At 51.5% G+C, this 25,264-nt stretch carries 26 protein-coding genes, 3 tRNA genes and 4 pseudogenes; 27 read left to right on the top strand and 6 right to left on the bottom strand.

Features of this window, described 5'->3' with window-relative positions; translation table 11 throughout:
• Positions 1-73: 73 nt before the first annotated feature.
• The 10 genes from pdxA to nrdR all read left to right on the top strand — a co-directional run bounded on the left by pdxA (position 74) and on the right by nrdR (position 4,678).
• Complete coding sequence (gene pdxA / locus LVJ85_RS01265; RefSeq protein WP_244740770.1) at positions 74-1,084, top strand: 4-hydroxythreonine-4-phosphate dehydrogenase PdxA; 1,011 nt, start codon at positions 74-76, stop codon at positions 1,082-1,084.
• Between the two features lie 19 nt (positions 1,085-1,103).
• A complete protein-coding gene (locus LVJ85_RS01260) occupies positions 1,104-1,352 on the top strand; it encodes a cytochrome-c oxidase (RefSeq protein ID WP_244740768.1) in 249 nt (82 codons plus the stop codon).
• Positions 1,353-1,443: 91 nt separating this feature from the next.
• On the top strand, positions 1,444-1,743 hold the full coding sequence (locus LVJ85_RS01255; protein WP_085364189.1) for a hypothetical protein: 300 nt from the start codon (positions 1,444-1,446) through the stop codon (positions 1,741-1,743).
• A gap of 118 nt (positions 1,744-1,861) precedes the next feature.
• Complete coding sequence (locus tag LVJ85_RS01250; protein ID WP_085364149.1) at positions 1,862-2,440, top strand: carbonic anhydrase; 579 nt, start codon at positions 1,862-1,864, stop codon at positions 2,438-2,440.
• 22 nt (positions 2,441-2,462) lie between these two features.
• Positions 2,463-3,074, top strand: a complete 612-nt coding sequence (nadD, locus tag LVJ85_RS01245; protein WP_244740765.1) for a nicotinate-nucleotide adenylyltransferase — start codon at positions 2,463-2,465, stop codon at positions 3,072-3,074.
• 78 nt (positions 3,075-3,152) lie between these two features.
• The gene (gene rsfS / locus LVJ85_RS01240; protein ID WP_085364151.1) at positions 3,153-3,545 is read left to right on the top strand and encodes a ribosome silencing factor; all 393 of its coding nucleotides are present in this window, start codon (positions 3,153-3,155) and stop codon (positions 3,543-3,545) included.
• 122 nt (positions 3,546-3,667) lie between these two features.
• A tRNA-Pro gene (locus tag LVJ85_RS01235) sits at positions 3,668-3,745 on the top strand.
• Between the two features lie 51 nt (positions 3,746-3,796).
• A tRNA-Arg gene (locus tag LVJ85_RS01230) sits at positions 3,797-3,873 on the top strand.
• A 13-nt stretch (positions 3,874-3,886) separates the two neighbouring features.
• A tRNA-His gene (locus LVJ85_RS01225) sits at positions 3,887-3,962 on the top strand.
• Between the two features lie 257 nt (positions 3,963-4,219).
• Positions 4,220-4,678 carry a transcriptional regulator NrdR gene (gene nrdR, locus LVJ85_RS01220; RefSeq protein ID WP_244740763.1) on the top strand — a complete coding sequence of 153 codons (459 nt, stop codon included), beginning with the start codon at positions 4,220-4,222 and terminating at the stop codon, positions 4,676-4,678.
• A gap of 345 nt (positions 4,679-5,023) precedes the next feature.
• Here nrdR and LVJ85_RS01215 read toward each other — a convergent pair.
• The 6 genes and pseudogenes from LVJ85_RS01215 to LVJ85_RS01190 all read right to left on the bottom strand — a co-directional run bounded on the left by LVJ85_RS01215 (position 5,024) and on the right by LVJ85_RS01190 (position 7,295).
• A pseudogene (locus LVJ85_RS01215) lies at positions 5,024-5,193 on the bottom strand (lipoprotein signal peptidase).
• Positions 5,193-5,405 (bottom strand): annotated as a pseudogene (locus LVJ85_RS01210) (cysteine peptidase family C39 domain-containing protein); the annotation flags it as partial. The pseudogenes LVJ85_RS01215 and LVJ85_RS01210, both read right to left, overlap by 1 nt.
• A gap of 104 nt (positions 5,406-5,509) precedes the next feature.
• Positions 5,510-5,737, bottom strand: a complete 228-nt coding sequence (locus LVJ85_RS01205) for a hypothetical protein (protein ID WP_244740760.1) — start codon at positions 5,735-5,737, stop codon at positions 5,510-5,512.
• Between the two features lie 353 nt (positions 5,738-6,090).
• Positions 6,091-6,300, bottom strand: coding sequence for a hypothetical protein (locus LVJ85_RS01200; protein ID WP_244740758.1), 210 nt, complete (start codon positions 6,298-6,300; stop codon positions 6,091-6,093).
• Between the two features lie 40 nt (positions 6,301-6,340).
• Positions 6,341-6,658 (bottom strand): annotated as a pseudogene (locus LVJ85_RS01195) (hemolysin D); the annotation flags it as partial.
• A gap of 244 nt (positions 6,659-6,902) precedes the next feature.
• Positions 6,903-7,295 carry a hypothetical protein gene (locus LVJ85_RS01190; protein WP_244740756.1) on the bottom strand — a complete coding sequence of 131 codons (393 nt, stop codon included), beginning with the start codon at positions 7,293-7,295 and terminating at the stop codon, positions 6,903-6,905.
• A gap of 537 nt (positions 7,296-7,832) precedes the next feature.
• Here LVJ85_RS01190 and LVJ85_RS01185 point away from each other — a divergent pair.
• From LVJ85_RS01185 to LVJ85_RS01105, 17 genes and pseudogenes are all read left to right on the top strand, one after another.
• Positions 7,833-8,405: a cytochrome C gene (locus tag LVJ85_RS01185; protein ID WP_244740754.1), complete on the top strand. Its 573-nt coding sequence runs from the start codon at positions 7,833-7,835 to the stop codon at positions 8,403-8,405.
• A 45-nt stretch (positions 8,406-8,450) separates the two neighbouring features.
• Positions 8,451-9,548: a bifunctional diaminohydroxyphosphoribosylaminopyrimidine deaminase/5-amino-6-(5-phosphoribosylamino)uracil reductase RibD gene (gene ribD / locus LVJ85_RS01180; RefSeq protein WP_244740751.1), complete on the top strand. Its 1,098-nt coding sequence runs from the start codon at positions 8,451-8,453 to the stop codon at positions 9,546-9,548.
• A 408-nt stretch (positions 9,549-9,956) separates the two neighbouring features.
• Entirely contained in the window at positions 9,957-11,261 is a 1,305-nt protein-coding gene (locus tag LVJ85_RS01175) for a nucleotide sugar dehydrogenase (protein WP_244740749.1), read from the top strand.
• Between the two features lie 15 nt (positions 11,262-11,276).
• Complete coding sequence (locus LVJ85_RS01170; protein ID WP_244740747.1) at positions 11,277-12,329, top strand: Gfo/Idh/MocA family protein; 1,053 nt, start codon at positions 11,277-11,279, stop codon at positions 12,327-12,329.
• Positions 12,330-12,345: 16 nt separating this feature from the next.
• Entirely contained in the window at positions 12,346-13,386 is a 1,041-nt protein-coding gene (locus tag LVJ85_RS01165; RefSeq protein WP_244740745.1) for a glycerol-3-phosphate dehydrogenase/oxidase, read from the top strand.
• Positions 13,383-13,964, top strand: coding sequence for an acyltransferase (locus LVJ85_RS01160; RefSeq protein WP_085391120.1), 582 nt, complete (start codon positions 13,383-13,385; stop codon positions 13,962-13,964). The genes LVJ85_RS01165 and LVJ85_RS01160 overlap by 4 nt, the downstream gene beginning before the upstream one ends.
• A 16-nt stretch (positions 13,965-13,980) precedes the next feature.
• A complete protein-coding gene (locus tag LVJ85_RS01155; RefSeq protein ID WP_304653904.1) occupies positions 13,981-15,060 on the top strand; it encodes a DegT/DnrJ/EryC1/StrS aminotransferase family protein in 1,080 nt (359 codons plus the stop codon).
• 59 nt (positions 15,061-15,119) lie between these two features.
• Positions 15,120-16,550, top strand: a complete 1,431-nt coding sequence (locus tag LVJ85_RS01150) for a lipopolysaccharide biosynthesis protein (RefSeq protein ID WP_244740742.1) — start codon at positions 15,120-15,122, stop codon at positions 16,548-16,550.
• A gap of 65 nt (positions 16,551-16,615) precedes the next feature.
• The gene (locus LVJ85_RS01145) at positions 16,616-17,791 is read left to right on the top strand and encodes a glycosyltransferase (RefSeq protein ID WP_244740739.1); all 1,176 of its coding nucleotides are present in this window, start codon (positions 16,616-16,618) and stop codon (positions 17,789-17,791) included.
• A gap of 5 nt (positions 17,792-17,796) precedes the next feature.
• On the top strand, positions 17,797-19,095 hold the full coding sequence (locus tag LVJ85_RS01140) for an O-antigen ligase (RefSeq protein ID WP_244740736.1): 1,299 nt from the start codon (positions 17,797-17,799) through the stop codon (positions 19,093-19,095).
• A 186-nt stretch (positions 19,096-19,281) separates the two neighbouring features.
• The gene (locus LVJ85_RS01135) at positions 19,282-20,349 is read left to right on the top strand and encodes a glycosyltransferase family 4 protein (RefSeq protein WP_244740734.1); all 1,068 of its coding nucleotides are present in this window, start codon (positions 19,282-19,284) and stop codon (positions 20,347-20,349) included.
• 15 nt (positions 20,350-20,364) lie between these two features.
• Positions 20,365-21,537, top strand: coding sequence for a glycosyltransferase (locus LVJ85_RS01130; RefSeq protein ID WP_244740732.1), 1,173 nt, complete (start codon positions 20,365-20,367; stop codon positions 21,535-21,537).
• Positions 21,530-22,174: a sugar transferase gene (locus LVJ85_RS01125; RefSeq protein ID WP_244740730.1), complete on the top strand. Its 645-nt coding sequence runs from the start codon at positions 21,530-21,532 to the stop codon at positions 22,172-22,174. Before LVJ85_RS01130 ends, LVJ85_RS01125 begins: the two co-directional genes overlap by 8 nt.
• The gene (locus LVJ85_RS01120) at positions 22,161-23,126 is read left to right on the top strand and encodes an ATP-grasp domain-containing protein (RefSeq protein ID WP_085364171.1); all 966 of its coding nucleotides are present in this window, start codon (positions 22,161-22,163) and stop codon (positions 23,124-23,126) included. The genes LVJ85_RS01125 and LVJ85_RS01120 overlap by 14 nt, the downstream gene beginning before the upstream one ends.
• Positions 23,119-23,799 (top strand): HAD family hydrolase, encoded by a 681-nt coding sequence (locus LVJ85_RS01115; protein WP_244740728.1) that lies wholly within the window; start codon positions 23,119-23,121, stop codon positions 23,797-23,799. Before LVJ85_RS01120 ends, LVJ85_RS01115 begins: the two co-directional genes overlap by 8 nt.
• 79 nt (positions 23,800-23,878) lie before the next feature.
• A pseudogene (locus LVJ85_RS01110) lies at positions 23,879-24,004 on the top strand (formyl transferase); the annotation flags it as partial.
• Complete coding sequence (locus LVJ85_RS01105; protein ID WP_244740726.1) at positions 23,997-25,172, top strand: DegT/DnrJ/EryC1/StrS aminotransferase family protein; 1,176 nt, start codon at positions 23,997-23,999, stop codon at positions 25,170-25,172. The pseudogene LVJ85_RS01110 and the gene LVJ85_RS01105, both read left to right, overlap by 8 nt.
• Positions 25,173-25,264 lie beyond the last annotated feature (92 nt).

Below are 25,264 nucleotides of genomic sequence, written 5' to 3'. Positions count from 1 at the left end.
CCGCACCTCGGGCAACCATCCATCACTACCGGCTGCTGCCCATTTTTCAGCAGCAACACCAGCGGAGCACCCCATGACCCTTCCCGTATTGGCCGTAACCAGTGGCGAACCCGCAGGCATCGGCCCCGACATCTGTTTGGACTTAGCCGAAGCAGACACCCGCTGCCACTGCGTCATACTGGGCGACAAACACCTGCTGCAACAACGCGCCCGACAGCTCGGCAAACACATCCATCTGCGCGACTACCAAACAGGCGTTCCGCCCGAGCGCGGCACGCTCGATGTTTGGCACATTCCCCTGCGCGCCCCGTGCGAAGCAGGCCGTCTGAATACCGACAACGCCGCCTATGTGCTCGAACTGCTCGACACCGCCTACAACGGCATCTGCGACGGCACGTTTGCAGGCATGGTTACCGCACCGCTGCACAAAGGCGTGATCAACGATGCCGGCGTACCCTTCAGCGGCCACACCGAATACCTCGCCGAAAAAAGCCACACCCCGCAAGTCGTCATGATGCTGGCCGGCGGCGGGCTGCGTGTTGCCCTTGCTACCACACACCTGCCGCTGAAAGACGTTGCCGCCCAAATTACCCGGCCGCTGCTTGAGTCCGTATTACCTATCCTGCACCGCGACCTGCAAACCAAATTCGGCCTGCCCTCGCCCCGCATCCTCGTTGCCGGGCTGAACCCCCACGCAGGCGAAGGCGGACATCTCGGCCGCGAAGAAATCGACACCATCATTCCCGCGCTCGAAACACTGCAACAGCAAGGGCTGAACGTGCGCGGCCCCTTCCCCGCCGACACCCTGTTCCAACCCTTTATCCTGAAAGACGCCGACGCCGTGCTCGCCATGTATCACGACCAAGGGCTGCCCGTATTGAAATACGCAGGTTTCGGCGAAGGCGTCAACATCACCTTGGGGCTGCCCTTCATCCGCACCTCGGTCGACCACGGCACCGCCCTCGATCTGGCCGGCACAGGCAAAGCCGCATCCGGCAGCCTGCTCGCCGCCGTGGACACCGCCCTCGAAATGGCGCATCATATCAACAGGCCAAAAACCCAATCCATTCAAACGACTACATAACCACACAAAGGAGGCACACATGTCACAACACGACAACGACATCGACTTCAGCAAAATCAAACCCCAGCCCTACGAAAGCTTTGAAGAAGCCGAACGCAAGCGCGAAGAAGACGCCCTCGCCGTCAACCCGCCCTTGAGCGAACGCGAAAAAGCCGTCGTACGCGAGCAGTCTGGCATCAACCCGATCGAACAAACCGTCAACGACGCGCTAACCGACTTCGACCACGTTCACGAAACCGAACGCAAATACGAAGATTCCAAAGACTAAATCAACACCACAGGCCGTCTGAAAACAAAGCCCGCCAAGTTTGCTTTCAGACGGCCTCGCCGCATTCCGCCCCTTTGCCGGACAAAACACCATGACACACAAACTGACTTCAGACACCGCCATCGCCCGCCGCTCATTCGAAGTAGTAGGCCGACCGGGAGAAAAAGTCGATATTTTCATCGGCAAACCCGAGCAATTACACGAAGAAGAATGGATCTGCCCCTACCGCATCGTCGGCGCAGGAAAAGACATCAACTTCCAAATCCACGGCTACGACAGCGTACAGGTTTTGCAGTTGATCTGGAAAGTGATCGACGGAGCCCTCATCGGCGCCGACCTCGAACTACTATTAGACGGACAAAAATTCCCCGGTTTTACCGAAGAATACTAAGCACATCACCCACAGGCCGTCTGAAACAGCGTTAATAAGCTTTCAGACGGCCTGTTCCCACTTCGCCGCACGAAACCGTTATAATGACCGCCAAACAAACCCAAAAACCAAAGCAGACATGAGCGAATTAGACAACATACTGAGCTTCAACGAAAATTTTGTAGAATCAGGCGAATACGCCCGATTTTTCACCAACAAATTCCCCGAACGCCAACTCGCCATCCTATCGTGCATGGACGCCCGCATGGTCGAGCTGCTCCCCCGCGCCATGGGCCTAAAAAACGGCGACGCCAAGCTCATTAAAAACGCCGGCGCACTCGTTACCCACCCGTGGGGTTCCGTCATGCGCAGCCTGCTCGTTGCCGTATTCGAACTAAAAGTCAAAGAAATCATGGTCATCGCCCACCACGACTGCGGTATGCGCGGCCTCAGCCCCGAGAAATTCCTAAAAAGCGCCCACGACCAAGGCATTCCCGACGACCGCATCACCACCCTGCGCAACGCCGGCATCGACCTCGACAACTGGCTTACCGGCTTCGACAACGTAGAAGAGAGCGTACGCCACACCGTCGGCATCATCCGCCGCCACCCCCTCATGCCCGAAAACGTCGCCGTGCACGGCATGGTTATCCACCCCACCACCGGCAAACTGACCGTCGTCGTCAACGGCAAAAACGAATGCCCCATCAAACCCTAACCTTTCAGACGGCCTCAAACACATGAAAAAAATAGGACTTTTCGGCGGCACCTTCGACCCTATCCACAACGGACACATCCACATCGCCCGCGCCTTCGCCGACGAACTAGCGCTCGACATGGTCGTCTTCCTACCCGCAGGCAACCCCTACCACAAAAAAGAAGAACAAACCCGCACCGACGCCCAACACCGCCTCGCCATGACCGAACTGGCCATCAGCGACGACCCGCGCTTTGCCGCCAGCGACTGCGACATCATCAGAGAAGGCGCCACCTACACCTTCGATACCGTACAGATTTTCCGCCAGCAATTTCCATCCGCACAACTCTGGTGGCTGCTCGGCAGCGACAGCCTGCTCCAGCTCCACACTTGGAAAAAATGGCAAACCCTCGTCAACCAAACCCACATCGCCGTCGCCGCCCGTGAAGGCGACAACATCGCCCAAGCCCCGCGCGAACTGCACGGCTGGATAGGCAGCGCCCTGCAAAACGGCAGCCTGCACCTGCTGCAAACCCCCATGTACAACATCAGCTCCACCGAAATCCGCCGCCGCATCCGCAACGGCGAACCGGTCAGCGGCCTCATCGACCCCCGCGTCGAAAATTACATTGCCCGAAACCACCTTTACCGTTAACCTTCCCCCTTTATCGACCCCCATAACAATCAGACAACCGCCACAGGCCGTCTGAAACACCTTAAAACAGGAAAACCTATGAACGAACAAGAACTGCAAGACCTGCAAAAAATGGTCGACATCGCCGTCAACGCCCTAGAAGACATCAAAGGCAAAGATATCGTCGTCCTCGAAACCCAAGAAAAAACCTCACTGTTCGCCCGCATGATCATCGCCAGCGGCGACAGCAACCGCCAAGTCAAAGCCCTCGCCAACAACGTAGCCGTCGACTTAAAAGAAGCCGGCTTCGAAATCATCGGCAGCGAAGGCCAAGACAGCGGAGAATGGGCGCTGGTAGATGCCGGCGACTTAGTCGTACACGTTATGCTGCCCGCCGTACGCGACTTCTACGACATCGACACCCTGTGGGGCGGCGAAAAACCCTCATTCCACGCCGGCGCACAAAAACCGTGGCACGCAGCAGACAATTAACCGCAACACCCCACCCGATTTCTTTTCCAAAAGAAATGAATTAGATAGACACATACGCCCAATTTCCCTCACACAGAGGCTTGACGGATAAACAGACTGTCGGTATAGTTCGGCTTTCTCGTCGGGGCGTAGCGCAGTCTGGTTAGCGCACCTGTTTTGGGAACAGGGGGTCGTGAGTTCGAATCCCACCGCCCCGACCAGTTTTCAGTTTCCTGCGAGTAGCCCGATATATTCAGGCGCGAAACCGCAACGCGCCCGTAGCTCAACCGGATAGAGCACCCGCCTTCTAAGCGGGCGGTTACAGGTTCGATTCCTGTCGGGCGTGCCAAGTTTTTATTGCGGTGGCTGTAGCTCAGTTGGTAGAGCCCCGGATTGTGATTCCGGTTGTCGTGGGTTCGAGCCCCATCAGCCACCCCAAACACCGAAACCCGTGTATGAAACCATACACGGGTTTTTCATTGGCTTTTCATCACCAATATCTATATTTCCACTAACGGAATCTACCTCAAACATTAGCACAAAACATTCACCCCCAAACCTCAGCAGGAAAATACGCAACCAAAATCACAAGCACATTCGCAATCACTCCCATCAGCTTCTGTTTTCTGCCCAGCGTCCACTTATTTACGCTACAATAAACAATTCAGCACCTTCACAACACACCCTTATTTTCGATGAAATGCCCTTTCTGCCATCACCCTAACACCCAAGTGACCGACTCGCGGCTTTTGGAAGAAACCAACAGCATCCGCCGCCGCCGCCGTTGCCTTTCATGCGGGCAGCGTTTCGGTACATTTGAAACCGTAGAGATGCGGATGCCGCAAATCATCAAAAGCACAGGCGCACGCGTACCATTCAATCCCCACAAACTGCGCACCAGCCTGGAACGCGCCCTGCACAAACGCCCGATTGACGCCGAAACCATCGACGATACCGTTGCATTAATCGAACAACGCTTATACAGCCTCGGGCACAAAGAAGTGTCGTCCCAACTCGTCGGCGAAATGGCCATGGAAGAGCTGGCTAAAATCGACCAAGTAGCCTATGTGCGCTTTGCCTCCGTTTACAAAAGTTTCAACGACGTATCCGAGTTCACACAAGCCATCGCCACGCTTCCGAAAGAAGGTAAGTAACTTTATTTTTGATATGAAATAAAGAAAAAACCACAGACAAAGCAAGCAGTACGAGATTAGATTGACTCCAGCGCTTTATGAAGTTTATACAATCGTTTCCTTTGTATTCCGCAACAAAATTCACTTTATTGACCACGGAAATCCTACTTTTGGAAATACGGCTAATGTGGAATCGCCGATAAATCCCCGGCCGGCTTAGTTGGCATCATATTCAAGATTCTATCTGCCGATTTAATTGTTTCTTTTCTATGGGCCACCATAATTTTGGCAATTTTAAGCTCTTTCAAATTTTCATTTATTGCTTTTTCATTGTTTATGTCCAAACGGCCGGCAGCTTCAAGCGACTTAATTCATCCATGTCCAAACGTAAAGCACGGGATGAGACCTTTGCAACCCCCTCAGATGCGGATGCAGTTTAAGACGTAGCAGCACAGCAAGTGCAGACATATCATAAGATAGGCAAACGAGCGAGCAGCGCACAACGCAGAAATGCGCCGCAGATGAGGGGTTTGCAAAGGTCTCGGGATGTCAGGTTCAAATCATGGGCCAAGCGCACAATATGGGCAAGGTTTGTCCCTTTGCGCGATAACGGATACTTCTGCCGCAGCGTTCTCAAATCGGTTTGGCAGCCGTGATAACCCAAAACAGCTGCCAAATATGCCAACCTTCATTCAGCCACCTCGGTTTGCAGCACCACCGGCAGCCTTTTATTGAAACCGAAAGACAAACGGTTTCAATAATCCATAGCGCCCCGCCTCGAAATACACCTAAATACACCTAATAAGGCCGTCTGAAATTTTCAGACGGCCTTATTGCCGAAATATCGTCCCGCTACGTCAGCCACTTCCATTTTGCTGTGCGCTTTACCATATAATAAGCCAGCCCCATCGACCATGAAAAAACAAAGCTTTCCACCCAGATGGCATCAATGGAATGCGCCGCGAACCAATCCGATAAAAAACGGTCGGCAATGTAATATTGCAAGCGCATCAAGATAAACATAAGGAAAACAAATAAAAAAAATTGCCGCCAATTATTCATAACTTCTCCAACGCCCATCGCGAAATATGCTTTGAATGCCGTCTGAAATGTTCAGACGGCCCCATACACCGCATCGCTACACTATGCCAGCCATTTCCATTTTGCGGTACGCTTTACCGCAAAATAAGCCAACGCTACCGACCACCAAAAAATATAGCTTTTTACCAACCCAGCATCAATGGAATGTGCAGTAAACCAATCCCATAAAAAACGGTTGACTACATAATGTTGCAAATGCCTAAATATAAAAGTTAGAAAAACAAATAAAAAAAATTGCCGCCAGTTATTCATCACTTCTCCAACGCCATCTCGAAATATGCTTTGAATGCCGTCTGAAATGTTCAGACGGCCTCATGCTCAGCATCGGCACACTACGCCAGCCATTTCCATTTCGCCGTGCGCTTTACCGCATGATAAGCAATCAGCATCGACCATGTAAAAACACAGCTACGCACCCAACTGTCATCAATAGAATGCGCCGCGAGCCAGTCCGATAAAAAACGGTCGGCAATGTAATATTGCAAGCGCATCAAGACAAACATAAGGAAAACAAATAAAAAAAATTGCCGCCAGTTATTCATTTACCGCCTCTTCTTTCCTGTCTCGAATATGCCAAATACCTTAATGCCACTTGCCCGAAATACTGTACAGCGGCTCCAACACCCACTCGTCAAGTTTTTTACGCTCGTGCAGAATATCTGCCTCCAACACCATGCCGATTTGCAGCGGCTTTTCTTCCCCGTATGCCTTAACCGTTTGCTTGACCGGCTTTAACTTCACCAAATAAGCAGGCTCGTTTACCAATGCCCGATTGGAAAAAATCAAGCCCAAGCCTGCCAACTCCTGCTTTCCTAATGCCGTTTTCGCCACCGAAACAATTCTGCTCTCGGCATGGCCGAACTTCTGATAAGAGAAAGCCTGATAGCGCAACACCACTTTGCCGGTCCAACGCTGCTTCTTCTCCACTAAAACTTCGGGGCGGAAAAAAGAATCACCCATACTGCCGCATTCCTCACGTTCGACCGAACATACTCTTTACGCACACCTTAAATAAAATCTTAAATAATGGTACTTTCCCGATACACATTATTTTCAGACGGCCTCAAAACAAAGGCCGTCTGAAAATAACGAAACGGCAACTCTTGCTATTTACACCCAAACGAAACAACCGTCCGCATTTCAATCAATGCCTATAATTCCTCCGCTTGCGGAAATCAACAAACACATATACAAGCAGCATGACGATTGCAGCCGCAATAACCGCCAAAACACCGGCCGAAGTTTCATTTCTCACTTCTTCCGCCGCAATCATGGCTGTTAAAAGCGACAACAATAAGAACACAAGCAGATATTTCACTATCAAAAAAGCTTTTTCCAGCCTGCTGCCGACCATAATCTTTGAAAAAACCGCTTTCTCGAAACAATGTATATCCACCCAAGCAAGCAGCCCGCCCAACAGTAACAAACCGAGAGCCGCCGTATCATGAAAAACAATAACCGATACAGCAAGATATACCCCAATCGAAATATAAACGGCTCTTACGAGATACAACCACTTCTTATCCATATTTTCCACCTATTTCCTTTCCGTATTTCCCATACCGTTTTTGAAACCGTTCAAATACTGTCTGAAGCATCAGCAAGACTTCTCCCAATCAACCCTAGCCGTTTTATAAATTAGGTCTGCCTTTTTCAGACGGCCTTCATACTCAGGCCGTCTGAAAATGCTGGAAAATAAGACGGAGCTATTTCATTCATAAAATAAGCTGCTTATCCTCCATAGTTATTTCCTGATTGATCATCGCCATTATTTCCTGACCTATGATAAAAGTAAACCAAATAAAAACTTCATTGTTTTACCCTGATAATAAACCCTGCTTTCAGAAGGCATCTTTGCAAGTTCGAAAACCATAAACTATGGCGGATGAAACGGATAAAGCGGAATCGATAAAGTAAAGGAATGGCAGGACATCTTTTGCCGTGGCAACAATATTTCAACAATAACCAATATTTCAACTATATTTGCAAGATACCCTACCGGCTTGTCCGCTAACGGCTTAAAAATTTGATATACTTAGAATCATTTTTTGCTAACACATACGGAATTTGACCAATGAAATTATCTGTTTTTACTTTGGCTTTGGCTGCCATCACCTCCATCGGCTTGGCCGCATGCAGCCAACAAGTTGAAACTTCAGTTCCTGCTTCCTCTGCAACTGCTTCCGCCCCTGCCGTCGAAAAACAATTACAAACCCTCACCGGCAAAGACGGCAAAGTAAGCGTTGTGATTCAAGGCAGCAGCTTTGAAGATGCTTCGCAAGACCCCAATGCGCTTCCCGAAGGTATTACGGCGGAAGAGCTGACGCTGCTCCAACGCGACAACAACAGCGATATCACGTTATACGTTGTGAATCTCGGCACACCCAAAACCGATGCCAAAAGCTATTTCTCCAACTTGAAAGCAGCATTGGAATCCACCCAAGGTTTGACCGAAGTGCAAGTCGGCGCCGCCACCGACACCCGCATGAATTACCGCTTTGCCCAAGACGACAAACAAGGCAATCTGCTGCGCGAGAGCTGCATTTCGATTTACGAAACCAATCTCTACAACGTCTGCGCCAGCAGCCCCACCGCTTCTGCGGAATCTTTGGCTGCCGTATTGAAAGAAGTGAATTTGGTTAAATAAACCGTCGTATCTTGCGGACGTTTAACGCTTAAGGCCGTCTGAAAAATGTTTGACGCAAACGATATACACATGATGCAAAACGCCCTCGCCCTCGCATGGCAAGGGCGTTTTTCAACATCGCCCAATCCGCGTGTAGGCTGTGTCATTGCCCGCGACAGCCAAATTGTCGGACAAGGCTTCCATGTCCGTGCCGGAGAACCGCACGCCGAAGTACATGCTTTGCGGCAAGCCGGCGCACTGGCACAAGGGGCAACGGCTTATGTAACGCTCGAACCGTGCAGCCACTACGGCCGCACGCCGCCCTGCGCCAAAGCATTGATTGAGTCGGGCGTATCGCGCGTAGTTGCCGCCATGACCGACCCCAACCCTCCGGTTGCAGGCAAAGGCTTGGCCATGTTGGAAGCGGCAGGCATCCGCACGCAAAGCGGCCTGCTCGAACAAGAAGCGCGCGAACTGAACCGCGGTTTTCTTTCCCGCATCGAACGCGGCCGCCCGTTTGTACGCTTGAAATGCGCCGCCGGCCTCGACGGTAAAACCGCCCTTTCAGACGGCCGCAGCCAATGGATTACCGGCGAAGAAGCGCGAGCCGACGTACAGATACTCCGTGCCGAAAGTTGTGCCGTGATTACCGGTATCGGTACGGTGCTGGCCGATAATCCCCAACTCAACGTGCGCAACTTCCCCACCCTGCGCCAACCCGCCCGAGTGGTACTCGACAGCCGTCTGAACATGCCGCTTGAGAGTAAATTGGTGCAAGACAACAGCAGCCCCACCATCATCGCTACGCTGGAAGATAACAAACAACGCCTGCAGACCTACACGCAATATCCGCATATCCATATCATTAGGCCGTCTGAAAACAACGGGCGGATAGATTTGCATGATTTATTGAAACAACTGGCGGAAAAAGGCTTCGGCGAAGTGATGGTTGAGGCCGGAGCGACACTGGCAGCGGCTTTCCTGCAAGCAGATTTGGCAGATGAAATCGTACTCTACCAAGCTCCGAAAATCTTGGGCAACAACGCTCGCGGATTGTTTCAAATGCCTGAAAACGCAGCCGCCTTGCACTCCGAAAGCCCTTGGTACACAAGTTCTTTAACAACCATCGGCAACGACATCAAATGGGTATTGCGTCGGAAATAACCCCTCCCCGACAATATTATTCGTTCGATAATTTTTCTAAAAACCTTAAAATTTGTGAGAAAAGTTTTGTAAACGTCATCTGCTTTGGTTTTGCAGACAACCATTCCACCAAGAATGCCGATCTGCTCAAGCGTGCACAAGGCATAAATTTTATGTAATTCTTCTTTCAGGGAATTCCCTCCTTCCCTAACCACTAATATCCATTATTTCAAACGCATTTCTCAATATCTCACATTGCATACTCCATAAACCGCAATACTTCGTTTTGTTGCCGTTTTGTAAACTTGCCCCTCACCCTTTCGCCATAAGGAAACCGATTGTCCGAGAATCGGTCTGAGTCTAAATAAACCAACATAAATGACTGTTTAAAAATTCCTTCTATCTTCCCTATATTCCACGAGAGCCATCATGAAAAATACCACCATTCAAAAATTCGCCGACAAATCTGCCAAAATCGGTATTGTCGGTTTGGGTTATGTCGGCCTGCCGCTGATGCTGCGCTATGTCGATATCGGCTTCAAAGTATTGGGGTTCGACATTGATGCCGAAAAAGTAGAGAAACTCAACAAAGGCCAAAGCTACATCGAGCATATCCCTTCTGAAAAAATCGCTGCGGCAAGTAAAAACCTGTTTGAGGCCACCACCGATTTCACACGCATCGGCGAAGTGGAAGCGGTGATTTTGTGCGTGCCTACTCCGCTCAACAAATACCGCGAACCGGATATGAGCTTCGTCATCGACACCACCGATGCGGTCAAACCTTATCTGCGCGCCGGTCAGGTATTGTCTTTGGAATCCACCACTTATCCCGGCACTACCGAAGAGGAACTGCTGCCCCGCATCGAAGAGGGCGGCCTGAAAGTGGGCGAAAACGTATTCTTGGTTTACTCTCCGGAACGCGAAGACCCGGGCAATCCCGATTTTGAAACCCGCACCATTCCGAAAGTGATCGGCGGCCATACGCCCGCGTGTTTGGAAGTGGGTATCGCGCTTTACCAACCGGCCATCGACAAAGTGGTTCCCGTCAGCTCAACCAAAGCAGCCGAGCTGACCAAGCTCTTGGAAAACATCCACCGCGCCGTCAACATCGGCTTGGTAAACGAAATGAAAATCGTGGCCGACAAAATGGACATCGACATCCACGAAGTGATTAACGCCGCCGCCACCAAACCGTTCGGCTTCGTTGCCTACTACCCCGGCCCGGGCTTGGGCGGCCACTGTATTCCCATCGATCCGTTCTATTTAACTTGGAAAGCCCGCGAATACGGCGTGAACACCCGCTTTATCGAGCTGGCCGGCGAAGTCAATTCAGGCATGCCCGAATATGTGGTCAACAAAACCGCTCTGGCGCTCAACGATCACCAACGTTCGATCAAAGGCAGCAAAATCTTGGTATTGGGCATTGCCTACAAGAAAAACGTGGACGACATGCGCGAAAGCCCTTCGGTAGAAATTATGGAACTGCTGCGCGATTTGGGCGCGGAAGTGGCTTACACCGACCCGCATGTGCCGGTGTTCCCGAAAATGCGCGAGCACACATTCGATTTGAAGAGCGAAGCTTTTACCGCTGAAAACATTGCCCGTTTCGACTGCGTGGTACTGACGACCGACCACGATAAATTCGATTACGACTTGCTCAAACAGCACGCCAAATTGATTATCGACACACGCGGCAAATATTTGGGCAAATCCGATAACGTCGTCAAAGCATAAAGAGGCCGTCTGAATATGTTTGAAACCATCAAAGACCGTAAAATCAAATTTGCTTTGGTCGGCTGCGGCCGTATTTCCAACAACCATTTCGGTTCGTTCGAAGCCTTGAAAGACCAATGCGAAATCGTCGGCGTGTGCGACATCGACCCCGCCAATCTGCAAGCTGCCGTCGAGCGCACGGGTGCCAAAGGCTATGCTTCTTATACGGAAATGCTGGCAGACACCGATGCCGACATTATCGTGCTCACCACGCCCTCCGGCCTGCACCCCGACCAAGCCGTGCAGGCTTTGGAAGCGGGTTTTCATGTGGTTACCGAAAAACCGATGGCCACCCGCCTGCACGACGGCGAGCGCATGGTGAAAGCGGCCGACAAAGCCGGCAAACGCCTGTTTGTGGTGAAGCAAAACCGCTTGAACGCCACTTTGCAGATGCTCAAACGCGCCGTCGAAGAAAACCGCTTCGGCAAAATCTGCATGGTGCATTTGAATGTATTCTGGACGCGCCCGCAGTCTTACTACGACCAAGGCGGCGGTTGGCGCGGCACATGGGAATTCGACGGCGGTGCGTTTATGAATCAGGCCAGCCATTATGTCGATTTGATGGAATGGCTGATCGGCCCGGTACAAGACGTACAGGCGATGATTTCCACCCACCGCGACATTGAAACCGAAGACACCGGCGTAATGAACATCCGCTGGCGCAACGGTGCGCTCGGCTCGATGGCCGTAACCATGTGCACTTATCCGAAAAACCTCGAAGGCTCGATTACCATTCTGGGCGAAACCGGCACGGTGCGCATCGGCGGCATGGCGGTGAATGAAATTCAGGAATGGAATTTCGCCGATTCCCGCGATTACGACGAACAAGTCAAAACCGCCAACTACGAAACCACCTCGGTTTACGGTTTCGGCCACCCGCTCTATTACAAAAACGTGGTTGACGTGATGCGCGGCGAAGCCGAACCGATTACGGACGGCCGCGAAGGTTTGAAATCGCTGGAATTGCTGATCGCCGCCTATCTCTCCGCCCGCGACAACAAAACCGTATCCCTCCCTCTGGTTTACTGATAAGGCCGTCTGAAAAATGAAAATCGCCATAGCAGGCGCAGGCATCATTGGTGCGTGTACCGCTTGGGCAGCGGCAAAACAAGGCCACGACGTTACCCTGTTTGAACAGGATACGGCAATGGCACACACCAGCCGGTCATCATCCAAGTTGTTACACGGTGGTCTGCGTTATCTCGAAACCGGGCAGTTTTCTTTAGTGAAAAAGGCTCTGCTCGCCCGCCGTTTCTGGTTGGAACGCGCACCCGAATTGTGCCGCCCGCTGGAATTGTTGTTTCCGATTTATAAAGGCCGCGGCCGCCCGAAATGGCAAATCGGCATCGGCACCAAACTGTATGATCTACTGGCCTCCGGCAGCGGCTTCCCCCGCAGCTCGTGGCTGAGTAAAACAGAAGTGCTGAACCGCTGCCCCGCCCTGCTTTCAGACGGCCTCAAAGGTGCGTTTTCCTTTTACGATGCCCAAATGGACGATTTCGCGCTTGGGCAATGGGTGGTCGGCCAATGCCGTGATTTGGGCGTGGAAGTGGTCGAACACCACAAAATCGAAACTTTCGACAGCCTCGCCGGTTTCGAACGCATCGTCAATGCCACCGGCCCGTGGGCGATGGAGTTGCGCCGACAGCAAGGCGGTTCTCCCGCCTATACCATCGACTGGGTGCGCGGCAGCCATATCTTTATCGACCGCAAACGCACGCAGGCTTTGATGCTGCCGATTCCGCAGGAAAAACGGATTTTCTTCGTGCTGCCTTATCAGGGCAAAACCTTAATCGGCACCACCGAAGTCCGCCAAGACCACCCCGAAGCGGAGAGGCCGTCTGAAGAAGAAACCGATTACCTGCTGGCCGCCTACAATGCCTATCACAGCGAAAAGCTCACGGCAGAAGACATCAGCGGCAGCTTTTCCGGCGTGCGTCCTTTGTTGAAAAGTGCCGCCAACCCCAGCGATGCCACCCGCGAATGGGCGTTCGAACGCGTCGGCAACGTGCTGCACATCTACGGCGGCAAATGGACGACGGCACAGATTCAGGGCGAAGCCGCCTTACAGGAGCTATTGAAATGACCGACTACACCGTACACCCCAGCGCCATTGTCGACGACGGCGCGAAAATCGGCGCAGGCAGCCGCATTTGGCATTTCGCGCATATCTGCGGCGGTGCCGAAATCGGCAAAAACTGCTCGTTCGGCCAGAACGTGTTTGTCGGCAACAAAGTAAAAATCGGCGACAACTGCAAAATCCAAAACAACGTTTCCGTGTACGACAACGTTTATCTCGAAGACGGCGTATTCTGCGGCCCCAGCATGGTGTTTACCAACGTCTACAACCCGCGTTCGCTGATCGAGCGCAAAAGCGAATACCGCGACACACTGGTTAAAAAAGGCGCGACTTTGGGCGCAAACTGCACCATCGTATGCGGCATAACCATCGGCAAATTCGCCTTTGTGGGCGCAGGAGCGGTGGTAAACAAAGACGTGCCCGACTACGCCCTGATGGTCGGCGTACCCGCCCGCCAAATCGGCTGGATGAGCGAATACGGCGAACAGCTCGACCTGCCCGTGCACGGCAGCGGCAAAGCAAGCTGTTCCCACACCGGAGCCGTTTATACGCTTTCAGACGGCCTCTTAACCAAATCAGAATAATATTAAGGAAACCATCATGCAATTTATCGACCTCGCCGCCCAACAAGCCCGAATCAAAGACCAAATCGATGCCAACATCCAAAAAGTGCTGGCACACGGCGGCTATATCCTCGGCCCCGAAGTCGCCGAATTGGAAGAACAGCTCAAAGCCTATTGCGGCGCACAATACTGCATCACCTGCGCCAACGGTACCGACGCGCTGCAAATCGCGCTGATGGCTTTGGGCGTGCAGGCCGGCGACGAAGTGATTACCCCCGGCTTTACCTACATCGCCACCGCCGAAACCGTGGCCCTGCTCGGCGCCAAACCCGTGTATGTCGATATCGACGAAACCACCTACAATATCGACCCTGCCAAAATCGAAGCGGCCATTACCGACAAAACCAAAGCCATCATTCCCGTATCGCTCTACGGCCAATGCGCCGACTACGACGCGATTAACGCCATCGCCGCCAAACACAATCTGCCGGTAATTGAAGATGCCGCCCAAAGTTTCGGTGCTACCTACAAAGGCAGAAAATCCTGCAACTTAACCACCATCGCCTGTACCAGCTTTTTCCCCAGCAAACCTCTGGGCTGCTACGGCGACGGCGGAGCGATTTTTACCAACGACGAAACGCTGGCGACCGTTATCCGCCAGATTGCCCGCCACGGCCAAGACCGCCGCTACCACCACATCCGCGTCGGCGTAAACAGCCGCTTGGACACGCTGCAAGCCGCCATCCTGCTGCCCAAACTGGCGATTTTTGAAGAAGAAATGCAGTTGCGCCAGCAAGTTGCCGCCATGTATGCCGAAGCCCTGCAAGATGCGGGCATTGCCGTGCCGTTTATCGAAGCGCACAACCGCAGCGCCTATGCCCAATACACCATCCGCGTGAAAAACCGCGATGCCGTTCAGACGGCCTTGAAAGAAGCGGGCATTCCCACCGCCGTGCATTACCCGATTCCGCTGAACAAACAACCCGCCGTCGCCAACGATGCCGTGCTGCCGGTGGGTGATTTGGTGGCACAGGAAGTCATGAGCCTGCCGATGCACCCGTATATGACGCAGGCACAAATAAAACAAATTGCAGACGCTTTGAAAGCCGCCGTTTGATTGTCTTTTTTTCAGACGGCCTCTCCGCTTTGAGGGAGGCCGTCTGAAAACATATCGGTATGAACATAACAAAAATATTAGGCTATGCACTCGGCCCCGTCGGCAGCGCTGCCATCGGCATCATCTCGCTGCCGCTGATTTCGTGGTATTTTTCCGCCGAAGACATCGGCCGTATCGTGCTGCTGCAAACCGTATCCGCACTCACGCTTACGTTGATGGGCTTGGGCTTGGATCAGTCGTACATCCGCGAATACCATGCCGCGGAAAACAAAGCAGAGCTGTTTAAAGCAGTGATTACGCTGCCGGTAATACTGACTGTGCTGTTTGTTATGGGGATTGCTTTATGGCAGCCGTCGTGGCCGTCTGAAAAAGTGTTTGACCTCGACAGCGGCACACTCGGACTGTTGTGTTTGGCTTTTTTCGGCGCGTCTGTTTTGTCACGCTATTTCGCCTTGATTTTGCGGATGAAAGAGCGTTCGTTTGCCTTCTCTTTCAGCCAATTGACACCTAAAGTGCTGATTTTGCTGTTGGTAGTGGTTTATGTAGCGGCAGGATTACCCAAAGACACCTTAACCCTTGTGCTGGCTTATGTAGTGGCACAAGTGCTGACCGTAGCGGTACTGACCTTGCAGACCCGTAGCGAATTGAAAGCCGCCGCCCGCACGAAGCTGTCGGCACCGCTGCTCAAAGACAGCCTGCATTACGGCATACCGCTGGCTTTGGGCGGCTTGGCCTATTGGGGCTTCACGTCGATAGACCGCTTTTTGCTCAAATCGTTGGGCGGGCTGTCAGAACTGGGTATTTACTCGATGGCAGTCAGTTTTGGCGCGATTGCTTTAATCTTTCAGAATATTTTTTCGGTTATTTGGGCACCGATGGTGTTTAAATGGGTCAAAGAAAATATCCATTTGGATAAAATCGACGGCATCACCGAATCCATGACCGATTTGATTGCCGCGCTGATCTGCATCGTAGGCATCTGCTCGCCGATGGTAACTTGGATACTGCCGGAAAAATACGCGCCTGTGCAGTTTATCCTGCTGTCGAGCATGTTGTTTCCGCTGCTCTACACCTTAACCGAAGTAACCGGCATCGGCATCAATGTGAGTAAGAAAACTTGGCTGATTACCTTGTTTTCACTCATTGCCCTGCTGTGCAATTGGAGCTTGCTCTCTTGGCTGGTGCCGCAGCTCGGCGCACGCGGTGCGGCAATGTCGACCGCCGTATCGTTTTGGGTGTTTTCGGTGCTGAAATCCGAAGCGTCCATACGTCTGTGGCTGCCGCTGCCGCGCGCAAAAATATACGGAAGCACGTTTTTATGCTTGGCTGCCTGCCTGAGTTATACCTACTACGGCAACAGCAGCAACTACTACTTCTTCGCCCTGTTTTGGCTGGCGGTATTGGTGTTTTTATACCTGAAACACCGTTCCGCGCTGCATCAGGCGGCCACGCAGATTAAAGGCCGTCTGAAACGCACCACGGCGGTTTGAAGCGAAAAATTTCCAGTATTGCGCTTACTTACATTCGATAAGATTAAATAATAAGGCAACACAAAATGCATGTTTTGATTATTCCATCTTGGTATCCCTCGTCACCGACCGATATCAACGGCATTTTCTTCCGCCAACAGGCGCACGCTTTACAGCGCGCCGGTTTGAAAGTGGGCGTGATCGCGCCGGTGTTCCGCTCATTGCGCGGCGAACCGGCTTCCATTGTGACCGGCGGCTACGGCCAGCGCTACCATCTCGACGAAGGTATTCCGACTTATCTGCACAAAAGCATGTATTTCTTTCCCCACACCCGGCTTGACCGCCTGCGGTGGCTGACCGCGGGGATGCGATTGTTCCGCCGTTATGTGCGCGAAAACGGTCTCCCCGACATCTTGCACGCACACAGTATGAATCACGCCGGCATTTTGGCGCATAAAATCCATCAAACCACAGGCATCCCCTATGTTCTGACCGAACACAGCTCAGCCCTCGCCCTTAACCGTACGCGCAAATGGCAGCGCAAAGGCATGCGGGAATCAGCGAAACAATGCGCGGCCCGCATCGCCGTGAGCCGCGATTTCTGCCGTCTGCTGGAAAAAGAATATCCGGGATTGGATTGGCAATATATTCCCAACATCCTGCCCGCGAAATTCTTTCAATCGTTTCATTTAGACGGCAAACCAAAAAACCAAGATTTTACCTTCTGCTCCGTAGCCAATTTAAAACGCAGCAAGGGCTTTGACATTTTATTGCCTGCTTTTGCAGACGCACTGAAAAAACACCCGAATCTGAAATTGAAAATCGGCGGCAGCGGTTTATTTGAAGCACAACTGCACAAAATGACCGAAGAGCTGGGCATCGACCATGCGGTTACGTTTCTCGGCAAGCTGCAAAATGAAGAAGTGCTGGATTTGATGCGCAGCAGCGATGCCTTTGTACTCGCTAGCCGCTATGAAACCTTCGGCGTAGTCTTTATTGAAGCGTTGTCGCAAGGTTTGCCGGTGGTCGCTACCCGCTGCGGCGGCCCGAATGCACTTATCACGCCGGAAAAAGGCTTGTTGGTGCCGACTGAAAATCAAGAAGCTTTAGCAGAAGCATTGGTCTCTCTGTATGAAAACCGCCACCGCTACGATCCAGAAGCTTTGCGGAAGAGTTGCCTTGAAGAATTCGGCGAACAGAGCGTTGTCCGACAAATTATTGAACAATACCGCCGCGTTCTCAATCACACGCAAACGGAATAACAGGTATGAAAGTTAAAAATATCCATCTATACAGCCTGTTGGTTTACGGCATGTTGGGCGCCTATATGATCGGCCCTTCTTTATCGTATAAATTCGGCATACAGCGTATCGACAACTTCCTGACGATACTGTTTATTGCCCTCACTTTGCTAATCGCCCTGCTGGAAAGCAAACGCTTCCCGTCCCGTATTGCCCTACTGCTGGGCAGTTTGACGGTCATGACAGCATGGAGCGCCCTGCATTTTGGCATTTCTTCCATCAGTGGGACCCAATTTATCGATTTGATGTTTTTCATCTCGATTCCCTGCTTTTTCTACCTGCTTTATTTGATTATTTCGCGCACGGAACATCCGCTGCGGTTTGTCCGCAATTTAATCGTATTTTTTTCCGCATTCATCTGTATCCCACCTTTTATCGAAATCGGTGCAGGCATGCAGTTTGTAACCGCCGCAGAAGAGCTGGCCATCGAAGCCGGTGCAGTAAAAGGCTTGTTTTTCAACCCCAATAACTTGGCCACTACTGCCGTGTGCTTAGCTCCCGCGGTGCTGATATTTTTCAATTTCGAAGCAGAAAACCGCAAACAGGTTTTGGCAGGTTGGGGCCTGTATCTGCTGCTGGGCATCATTATTTTCGCCAGCGTATCCCGCACCGCCATCGCCTGCTATGTATTGCTCACTTTGCTGGCACTGATGTACCGCAAAAACGGTTTGGCTACGCTGCTTTCCGTTGTGGCAGTTTACTTGGTGTTTGCCATGATTCCTTCCGAAGCCATACAAAACTTCTTGCTGTCATTAAACAGCAATGAGTTTTTAGAGCGCTTTTCCAGCCGCGTTTACCTGTTTTTATATGATTTCGAGAGCGACAACTCCGTCTCTTCCCGCCAAGAAATTTACAATCATTTTTTAAACAACTTCCCTTTGCTCATTACCGGTTACGGCCCGAAAAACTTTGGCGAATTTTTCGGCGGCCATCTCAGCAGCAGCTTGGGCTTTGAAAACCCGCACAGCTTCATCGTCGAGCTATATCTGGGCTTCGGTATCGTTTCCTTGCTCGGTTTCGTCTGCTATGTGGCTGGCTACATCGGCACCTTCGCCTTTACCCAACGGTTTGATTCTAGATTTCGTGTGTTTGCCCTAAGCGCAATGGCGGTGTTTTTGATCGGCGGTTTTATTCCTTCTTCGATATTAAGGCTTCCTTTCGTTTGGCTGCCTTGTTTCCTGATTGCCATCTACGCCTTGTGCGTTAAATTGCCGCAAACCTTTCAGACGGCCTCATGGTCAAAACACTTGCAACGCACCCGATAACAACAAACTAAACACAACAAAAAGCATAAGCGACAGTTTGTGACCAACCTATTCCGGCCTTTTGAAGCCTAATGGTTTTGCCGATTGGATATTTTTAATTTTATTTGCACTGCCCGTTAGATTTTTAACACCCTCAATCTGTCGAAAATCGATTAAGGGAATATTTATCTACATATATTTAGAGCCATGAAAATTATCATTACCACTTCAATGAGCGGACTGGGCGGAACGGAGCATGCTGCGTTCCGTTTGGGTAAACTGCTGTTAGATCACGGCCATACCGTTATTTTGGCGTCTTCAGACGGCCCTTTGGTCAAAGATGCCCAAGCGGCCGGCATGAAGTGGTACGACATCGATTTTTACAGCGGCAAATTAGGTTATCTGAAAGGCATGGCAGCCTACATCCGCATGCTGAAACAAGAACAGCCCGACGTGATTCACTGCCAAATGGCGCGCATTGTGCCTGCCTGCGCTGTTGCCGCAAAAATGGCTTCACCTAGAACCAAAGTGTTCTATCACGCCCGCGGTCTGGATCCGGAAACTTATCCGAAAATCGCCAAATTGTTCGACAAACTCGGCATATATATCATCGGCAACTGCAAGCATGAGCGCAAAAAGTTGATCCGTCACGGCTTTCCTGCCTCGCGCATCGCCTATACCTACAATGCACTGCCCGTCCGCGGCACTATTCTCGACAAAAAGCCTAAAGATTATGTGATGCTGGGCACTTTATCGCGCTTGAGCAAAACACGTGCCGTTCATTTGGTGCTCGACATCACTAAAGCATTAATCGACCGCGGCCTGCCTGTTCGTTTATCAATAGCCGGTATCGGCGAAGAAACCGACAGCCTCAAAGCCCAAGCCCAAGCATTGGGCATTGCCGACAAAGTCAGTTTTCTCGGCGGCGTGCGCGATTTGCCTGCTTACTTCCAAGAAGTCGATATTCTGCTCAACACACCGATACTCATCGGCGACCACGGTGCCGGCGTAGGTAACAATATCTTAGAAGCCGGTTTGTACGAAACTCCGGTTGTGACCTACGATGGGGCGGGTATTTCGGAAATGGTGGTGGACGGCGAAACCGGCTACTGCGTTCCCACTGAAAACCAAGAGCGGTTTATCGCCGCAGTGGAAACATTGGTCAACGATGCCGCATTACGCAGCAAAATGGGTAAAGCTCTTCACGACAGAGTAACCGCCTTGTGTTCAGACGAAGAAATCTACCGCACCACCATCGCCGCCTATAATCTCTAAACACGGGGAGCCGTCATGAAAATCGCCATTGTCGCACCTTACTGCTCGCTGCCGGGGGAACCCAACTTCAACCGTTTTTGGTATTTGGCCGTATTGTTGTCGCAGTCGCACGATGTGCTGCTGCTGACCAGCAACTTCAAACATATGAACAAATCTTTCAGACGGCCTGAAATGGCAGAAGAGTCTTCTCAAGGCCGTCTGAAAGTCAAGCTCCTGCGGGAGAGCGGCTACACCAAAAACGTTTCCCTCGCCCGCGTTCAAAGCCATCACGTTTTGGTTAAAGACTTTGAGCAATGGCTGGAGCACTGCCGTCCCGGAGAATGGGATGTGATGTATTCCGCCTATCCTCTGATTGCCACCAACATTCTGCTGGGCAAACACAAAGCACGTCTAGGCTATAAATTGATTATCGACGTACAAGACGTATGGCCGGAAGCCTTTTCCGCCGTGATTCCCACGCTGAAAAAAATTCCGCACAACCTGCTGCCTTTTGCCTCACGCGCCAATGCCGCCTATGCCTATGCCAACGGTTTGGTCGCCGTATCGCAAAGCTATCTCGACCGCGCCAAAGAAGCCAACCCAAACGTACCCGGCGAAGTGGTGTATATCGGCGCAGATTACGACAAGCTCGGCAGCGCGCAACCCAAACATTTTGAAGGCGACAAAACCCGTTTCTTCTATTTAGGCACTCTCAGTTACAGCTACGACATGGAAACCGTATGCAAAGGCATACAGCGCTTGGTAGAAGCCGGTGAAAATGTGGAACTGCATATCATGGGCGGCGGTCCCGACTTAGACAAACTCAAACAATATGAATCCGAATCCATCAAATTTTACGGCTACATTCCTTATGCCGAAATGATGTCGGTAGCCAAAGGATGCGATGTCGCCATCAATCCGATTCATTCTTACGCCATGCAGTCGGTAACCAACAAACTCTCAGACTATATGGCTTTGGAAAAGCCGATACTCAACAGCCAAGTCAGCAGCGAAATCGATGAAATTTTAACCTTGCTGCCCCATGCGAACTACCGCTCCGGCGACGTAAACAGCTTTATTTCGGCCGCCCGCCACATACTCACACACAAAGATGATCCGGTGAACAGCGAAGAAATCGTGCGCCGCTTCAAGCGCGATATCTCCTACCGTAAAATCGTCAACCTGATTGAGAGCTTCGGCCATGAATAAAGTCATAAAACGCCTGTTTGACATCTTTGCCTCGGCGGCCGGCCTGTTGGTATTATCGCCGGTGCTGCTGATTCTTGCGTATTTAATCCGCAAGAATCTCGGCTCTCCCGTCTTTTTTACCCAAACCCGCCCCGGCAAAGACGGCAAACCTTTCGAGATGATCAAATTCCGCTCCATGCGCGATGCCGTCGATGCAGAAGGCAAGCCGCTGCCCGACAGCGAAAGGCTGACACCTTTCGGCAAAAAACTGCGTGCTTCGAGCTTGGATGAATTACCTGAGCTTTGGAATGTCTTAAAAGGAGACATGAGTTTGGTCGGCCCACGCCCTTTGCTGATGAAATACCTGCCGCTGTACAATGATTTCCAATACCGCCGCCACGAAGTCAAACCGGGCATCACCGGCTGGGCGCAGGTCAACGGGCGCAATGCCATTTCTTGGGACGAAAAATTCGCCCATGACGTTTGGTATGTCGATAACCAAAGCTTTTGGTTGGATATCAAAATCCTGCTGCTTACCGTGAAAAAAGTATTTGTGCGAGAAGGCATTAACGCAGGCGAAGACGTTACCATGTCTAGTTTTACCGGAAATACCGGAAACGATCCTACCCAAGGGAAACAAGACAATGAAAACAAATAAAAACATTCTCATTCTGTCGGCCGGCCGCCGTGTGGAATTGGTTCAGGATTTCAAAACCGAAGCCGCACGTTTTTCAGACGGCATCCAAGTATTCACAACCGATTTGAATCCGGTCATGTCTGCCGCCTGCCAAGTGTCTGACGGCGCATTCAGCGTACCGCCGATTGCAGCCGACGAATACATTGATGCGGTTTTCGCAATAGCAGAAAAAAACAGTGTAGGGCTGATTATCCCGACCATCGACACCGAGCTGCAAAAACTGGCAGACGCCCGCGACCGCTTCGAGCAAGCCGGAATCCACATCATCATTTCCGACCCCGAGCTGATTACCATCTGCCGCGACAAACGCTTCACGGCCGGATTGTTCAACCGCCACGGCATCGACTCGCCGGAAATTTACGAGCGCGAAGATCTGACCTTCCCCTGCTTTGCCAAGCCTTACGACGGCAGCCGCAGCATAGGTGCGAAATATATCCACTCGGCCGAAGATTTGTCGTACGACCTGCTGAGCGACCCCAAAATCATTTTCTGCCGCTACATCGACATTACCAACGAATTTACCGAGTTTACCGTTGATTTGTATTACGACCGCGCAGGCCGTCTGAAATGTGCCGTACCGCGCGAACGCCTTGAAGTACGCTCCGGCGAAGTCAGTAAAGGTGCCACCCGCAAAAATAACCTGTATTCGCTGATGCTGGAAAAAATGCCGGTATTGGAAGGCGCGCGCGGCTGTATCACCGCCCAGTTTTTCTGTAAAGACGACACCGTTTACGGCATCGAAATCAACCCCCGTTTCGGCGGCGGCTTTCCGTTGACTTATGCGGCGGGCGGCCATTATCCCGGTTGGCTGATCAGCGAATATCTCTATGGAAAAGACATCCCGTTTTTCGACCAATGGGAAAATAACTTAATCATGCTGCGTTACGATGCGAAAGTATTGGTACATGAATAGACACAACATCAAGCCTTCGGAAAGCATTTTGGTCTTAGATTTAGACGATACGCTTTATCCAGAATACGACTATAAACTATCCGGCATACGCGCCGTGTGTAAGCACATCTCCCTGCTTTACCCCGAACACAGGGAAGACAATCTCATGGCGCAGCTGGATACAACGGGCAATAGCTGGCTCGACCAAATTTGCAGCTTATGCCGCTTCAATGAATCGGAAAAACACTCTTTATTATGGCTATATCGAACACACACACCGAACTTAACGCCATTTATGCCGTCTGAGAACTTAAAAGATATGCTGAAACCATTTCATGCCGGGATATTGCTTTCAGACGGCCGGAGCCTTACCCAGCGCTTGAAACTGCATGCGCTGGGACTTTTAGACTGTTTTGATGAAATTTTAATTTCAGAAGCATTTAATTCAGAGAAACCCGATGATAAGCGCCTGACACACATACAGCAGCAATATCCCAACAAACAATATATTTATGTGGGAGACAACATTGCCAAAGATTTCGTTACGCCCAACAAATTAGGCTGGCTGACCATAGGCATTCTTCCCAAACAAAACAACATACACCGACATCAAGAAAAGCATTTTGATACGAATTACCAGCCGCAAGTGTGGCTAAACGGAATCGAAGAACTGCCCCAATTACTCGAACAATAAAACCGGCTCCAACCGGCATCACAAAACACACATCCAATAAGATTGATAAATTAAAAAATACGCAGCCCGCGTTTTGGTTCCCCCTTACGACGATGCGTATATTGAAATCGACGGCAAAAAATTCACTCTGGTCAACCGCCGGATTTTAGAAGCCGTCGCCCCCAAAGATTCCACCAGCCTTTTTGCAGGACAAGCCGATGCTTAATACTTCTATTGCCCCGTGGCCTTCATTCACCCAAGAAGAAGCCGATGCCGTATCCCGCGTATTGCTGTCCAACAAAGTCAATTATTGGACGGGCACGGAATGCCGTGAATTTGAAAAAGAATTTGCCGCCTTTGTCGGCACGCAATATGCCGTCGCGCTCGGCAACGGTACGCTCGCTTTGGACGTTGCCTTGAAAGCCATGGGTATCGGCGCGGGCGATGATGTGATTGTGACCTCGCGCACGTTTTTGGCTTCCGCCTCCTCCATCGTGACCGCCGGTGCCAACCCCGTGTTTGCCGACGTGGATTTAAACAGCCAAAACATTTCCGCCGAAACCATTCAGACGGCCTTAACTCCGAATACCAAAGCCGTTATCGTGGTGCATTTGGCCGGTATGCCCGCCGAAATGGACGCTATTATGGACTTGGCCGACAAGCATAAACTGTGGGTCATCGAAGATTGCGCCCAAGCGCACGGGGCGAAATACAAAGGCAAACCGGTCGGCTCCATCGGCCATATCGGAGCATGGTCGTTCTGCCAAGACAAAATCATGACCACCGGCGGCGAAGGCGGCATGGTAACTACCAACGATAAAGAGCTGTGGTCGAAAATGTGGTCGTACAAAGACCACGGCAAAAGCTACGATGCCGTGTACAACCGCCAACACCCGCCCGGTTTCCGCTGGCTGCACGAAAGTTTCGGCACCAACTGGCGCATGACGGAGATACAGGCCGTTATCGGGCGCATCCAGCTCAAACGTATGCCGGAATGGACGGCCAAACGCCAAGCCAACGCCGCGCGGCTGGAGGCCGTCTTAAAAAACTTCGGCAGCATCCGTCTGGTAAACATTCCCGACTATATCGAACACGCGCAATACAAATTCTATGCGTTCGTCAAACCCGAAAACCTGAAAGAAGGCTGGAGCCGCGACCGCATCGTCGAAGAATTGGCCGTGCGCAAAGTGCCGTGCTATCAAGGCAGCTGTTCGGAAGTGTATTTGGAAAAAGCCTTCGACAACACCCCGTGGCGGCCGAAAGAGCGTTTGAAAAACGCGGTGGAACTGGGCGGCACCGGCCTGATGTTCTTGGTGCATCCGACCATCACGTCGGAAGAGATGGACTTCTGCTGCCGCCACATCGGAGAAGTGATGGCAGAGGCTACGGCATAAATCCTGCCTTTTCAGACGGCCTTTCTGGTTTTGAGGCCGTCTGAATATGCTGTACAAAACCGCCCACAACAACAATAAATAACAACACCGGA

This window comes from Neisseria sp. Dent CA1/247 (assembly GCF_022870825.1).
GTDB classification, from domain to species: Bacteria; Pseudomonadota; Gammaproteobacteria; order Burkholderiales; family Neisseriaceae; genus Neisseria; species Neisseria zoodegmatis.
This window is presented reverse-complemented; position numbering and strand designations above follow the sequence as displayed.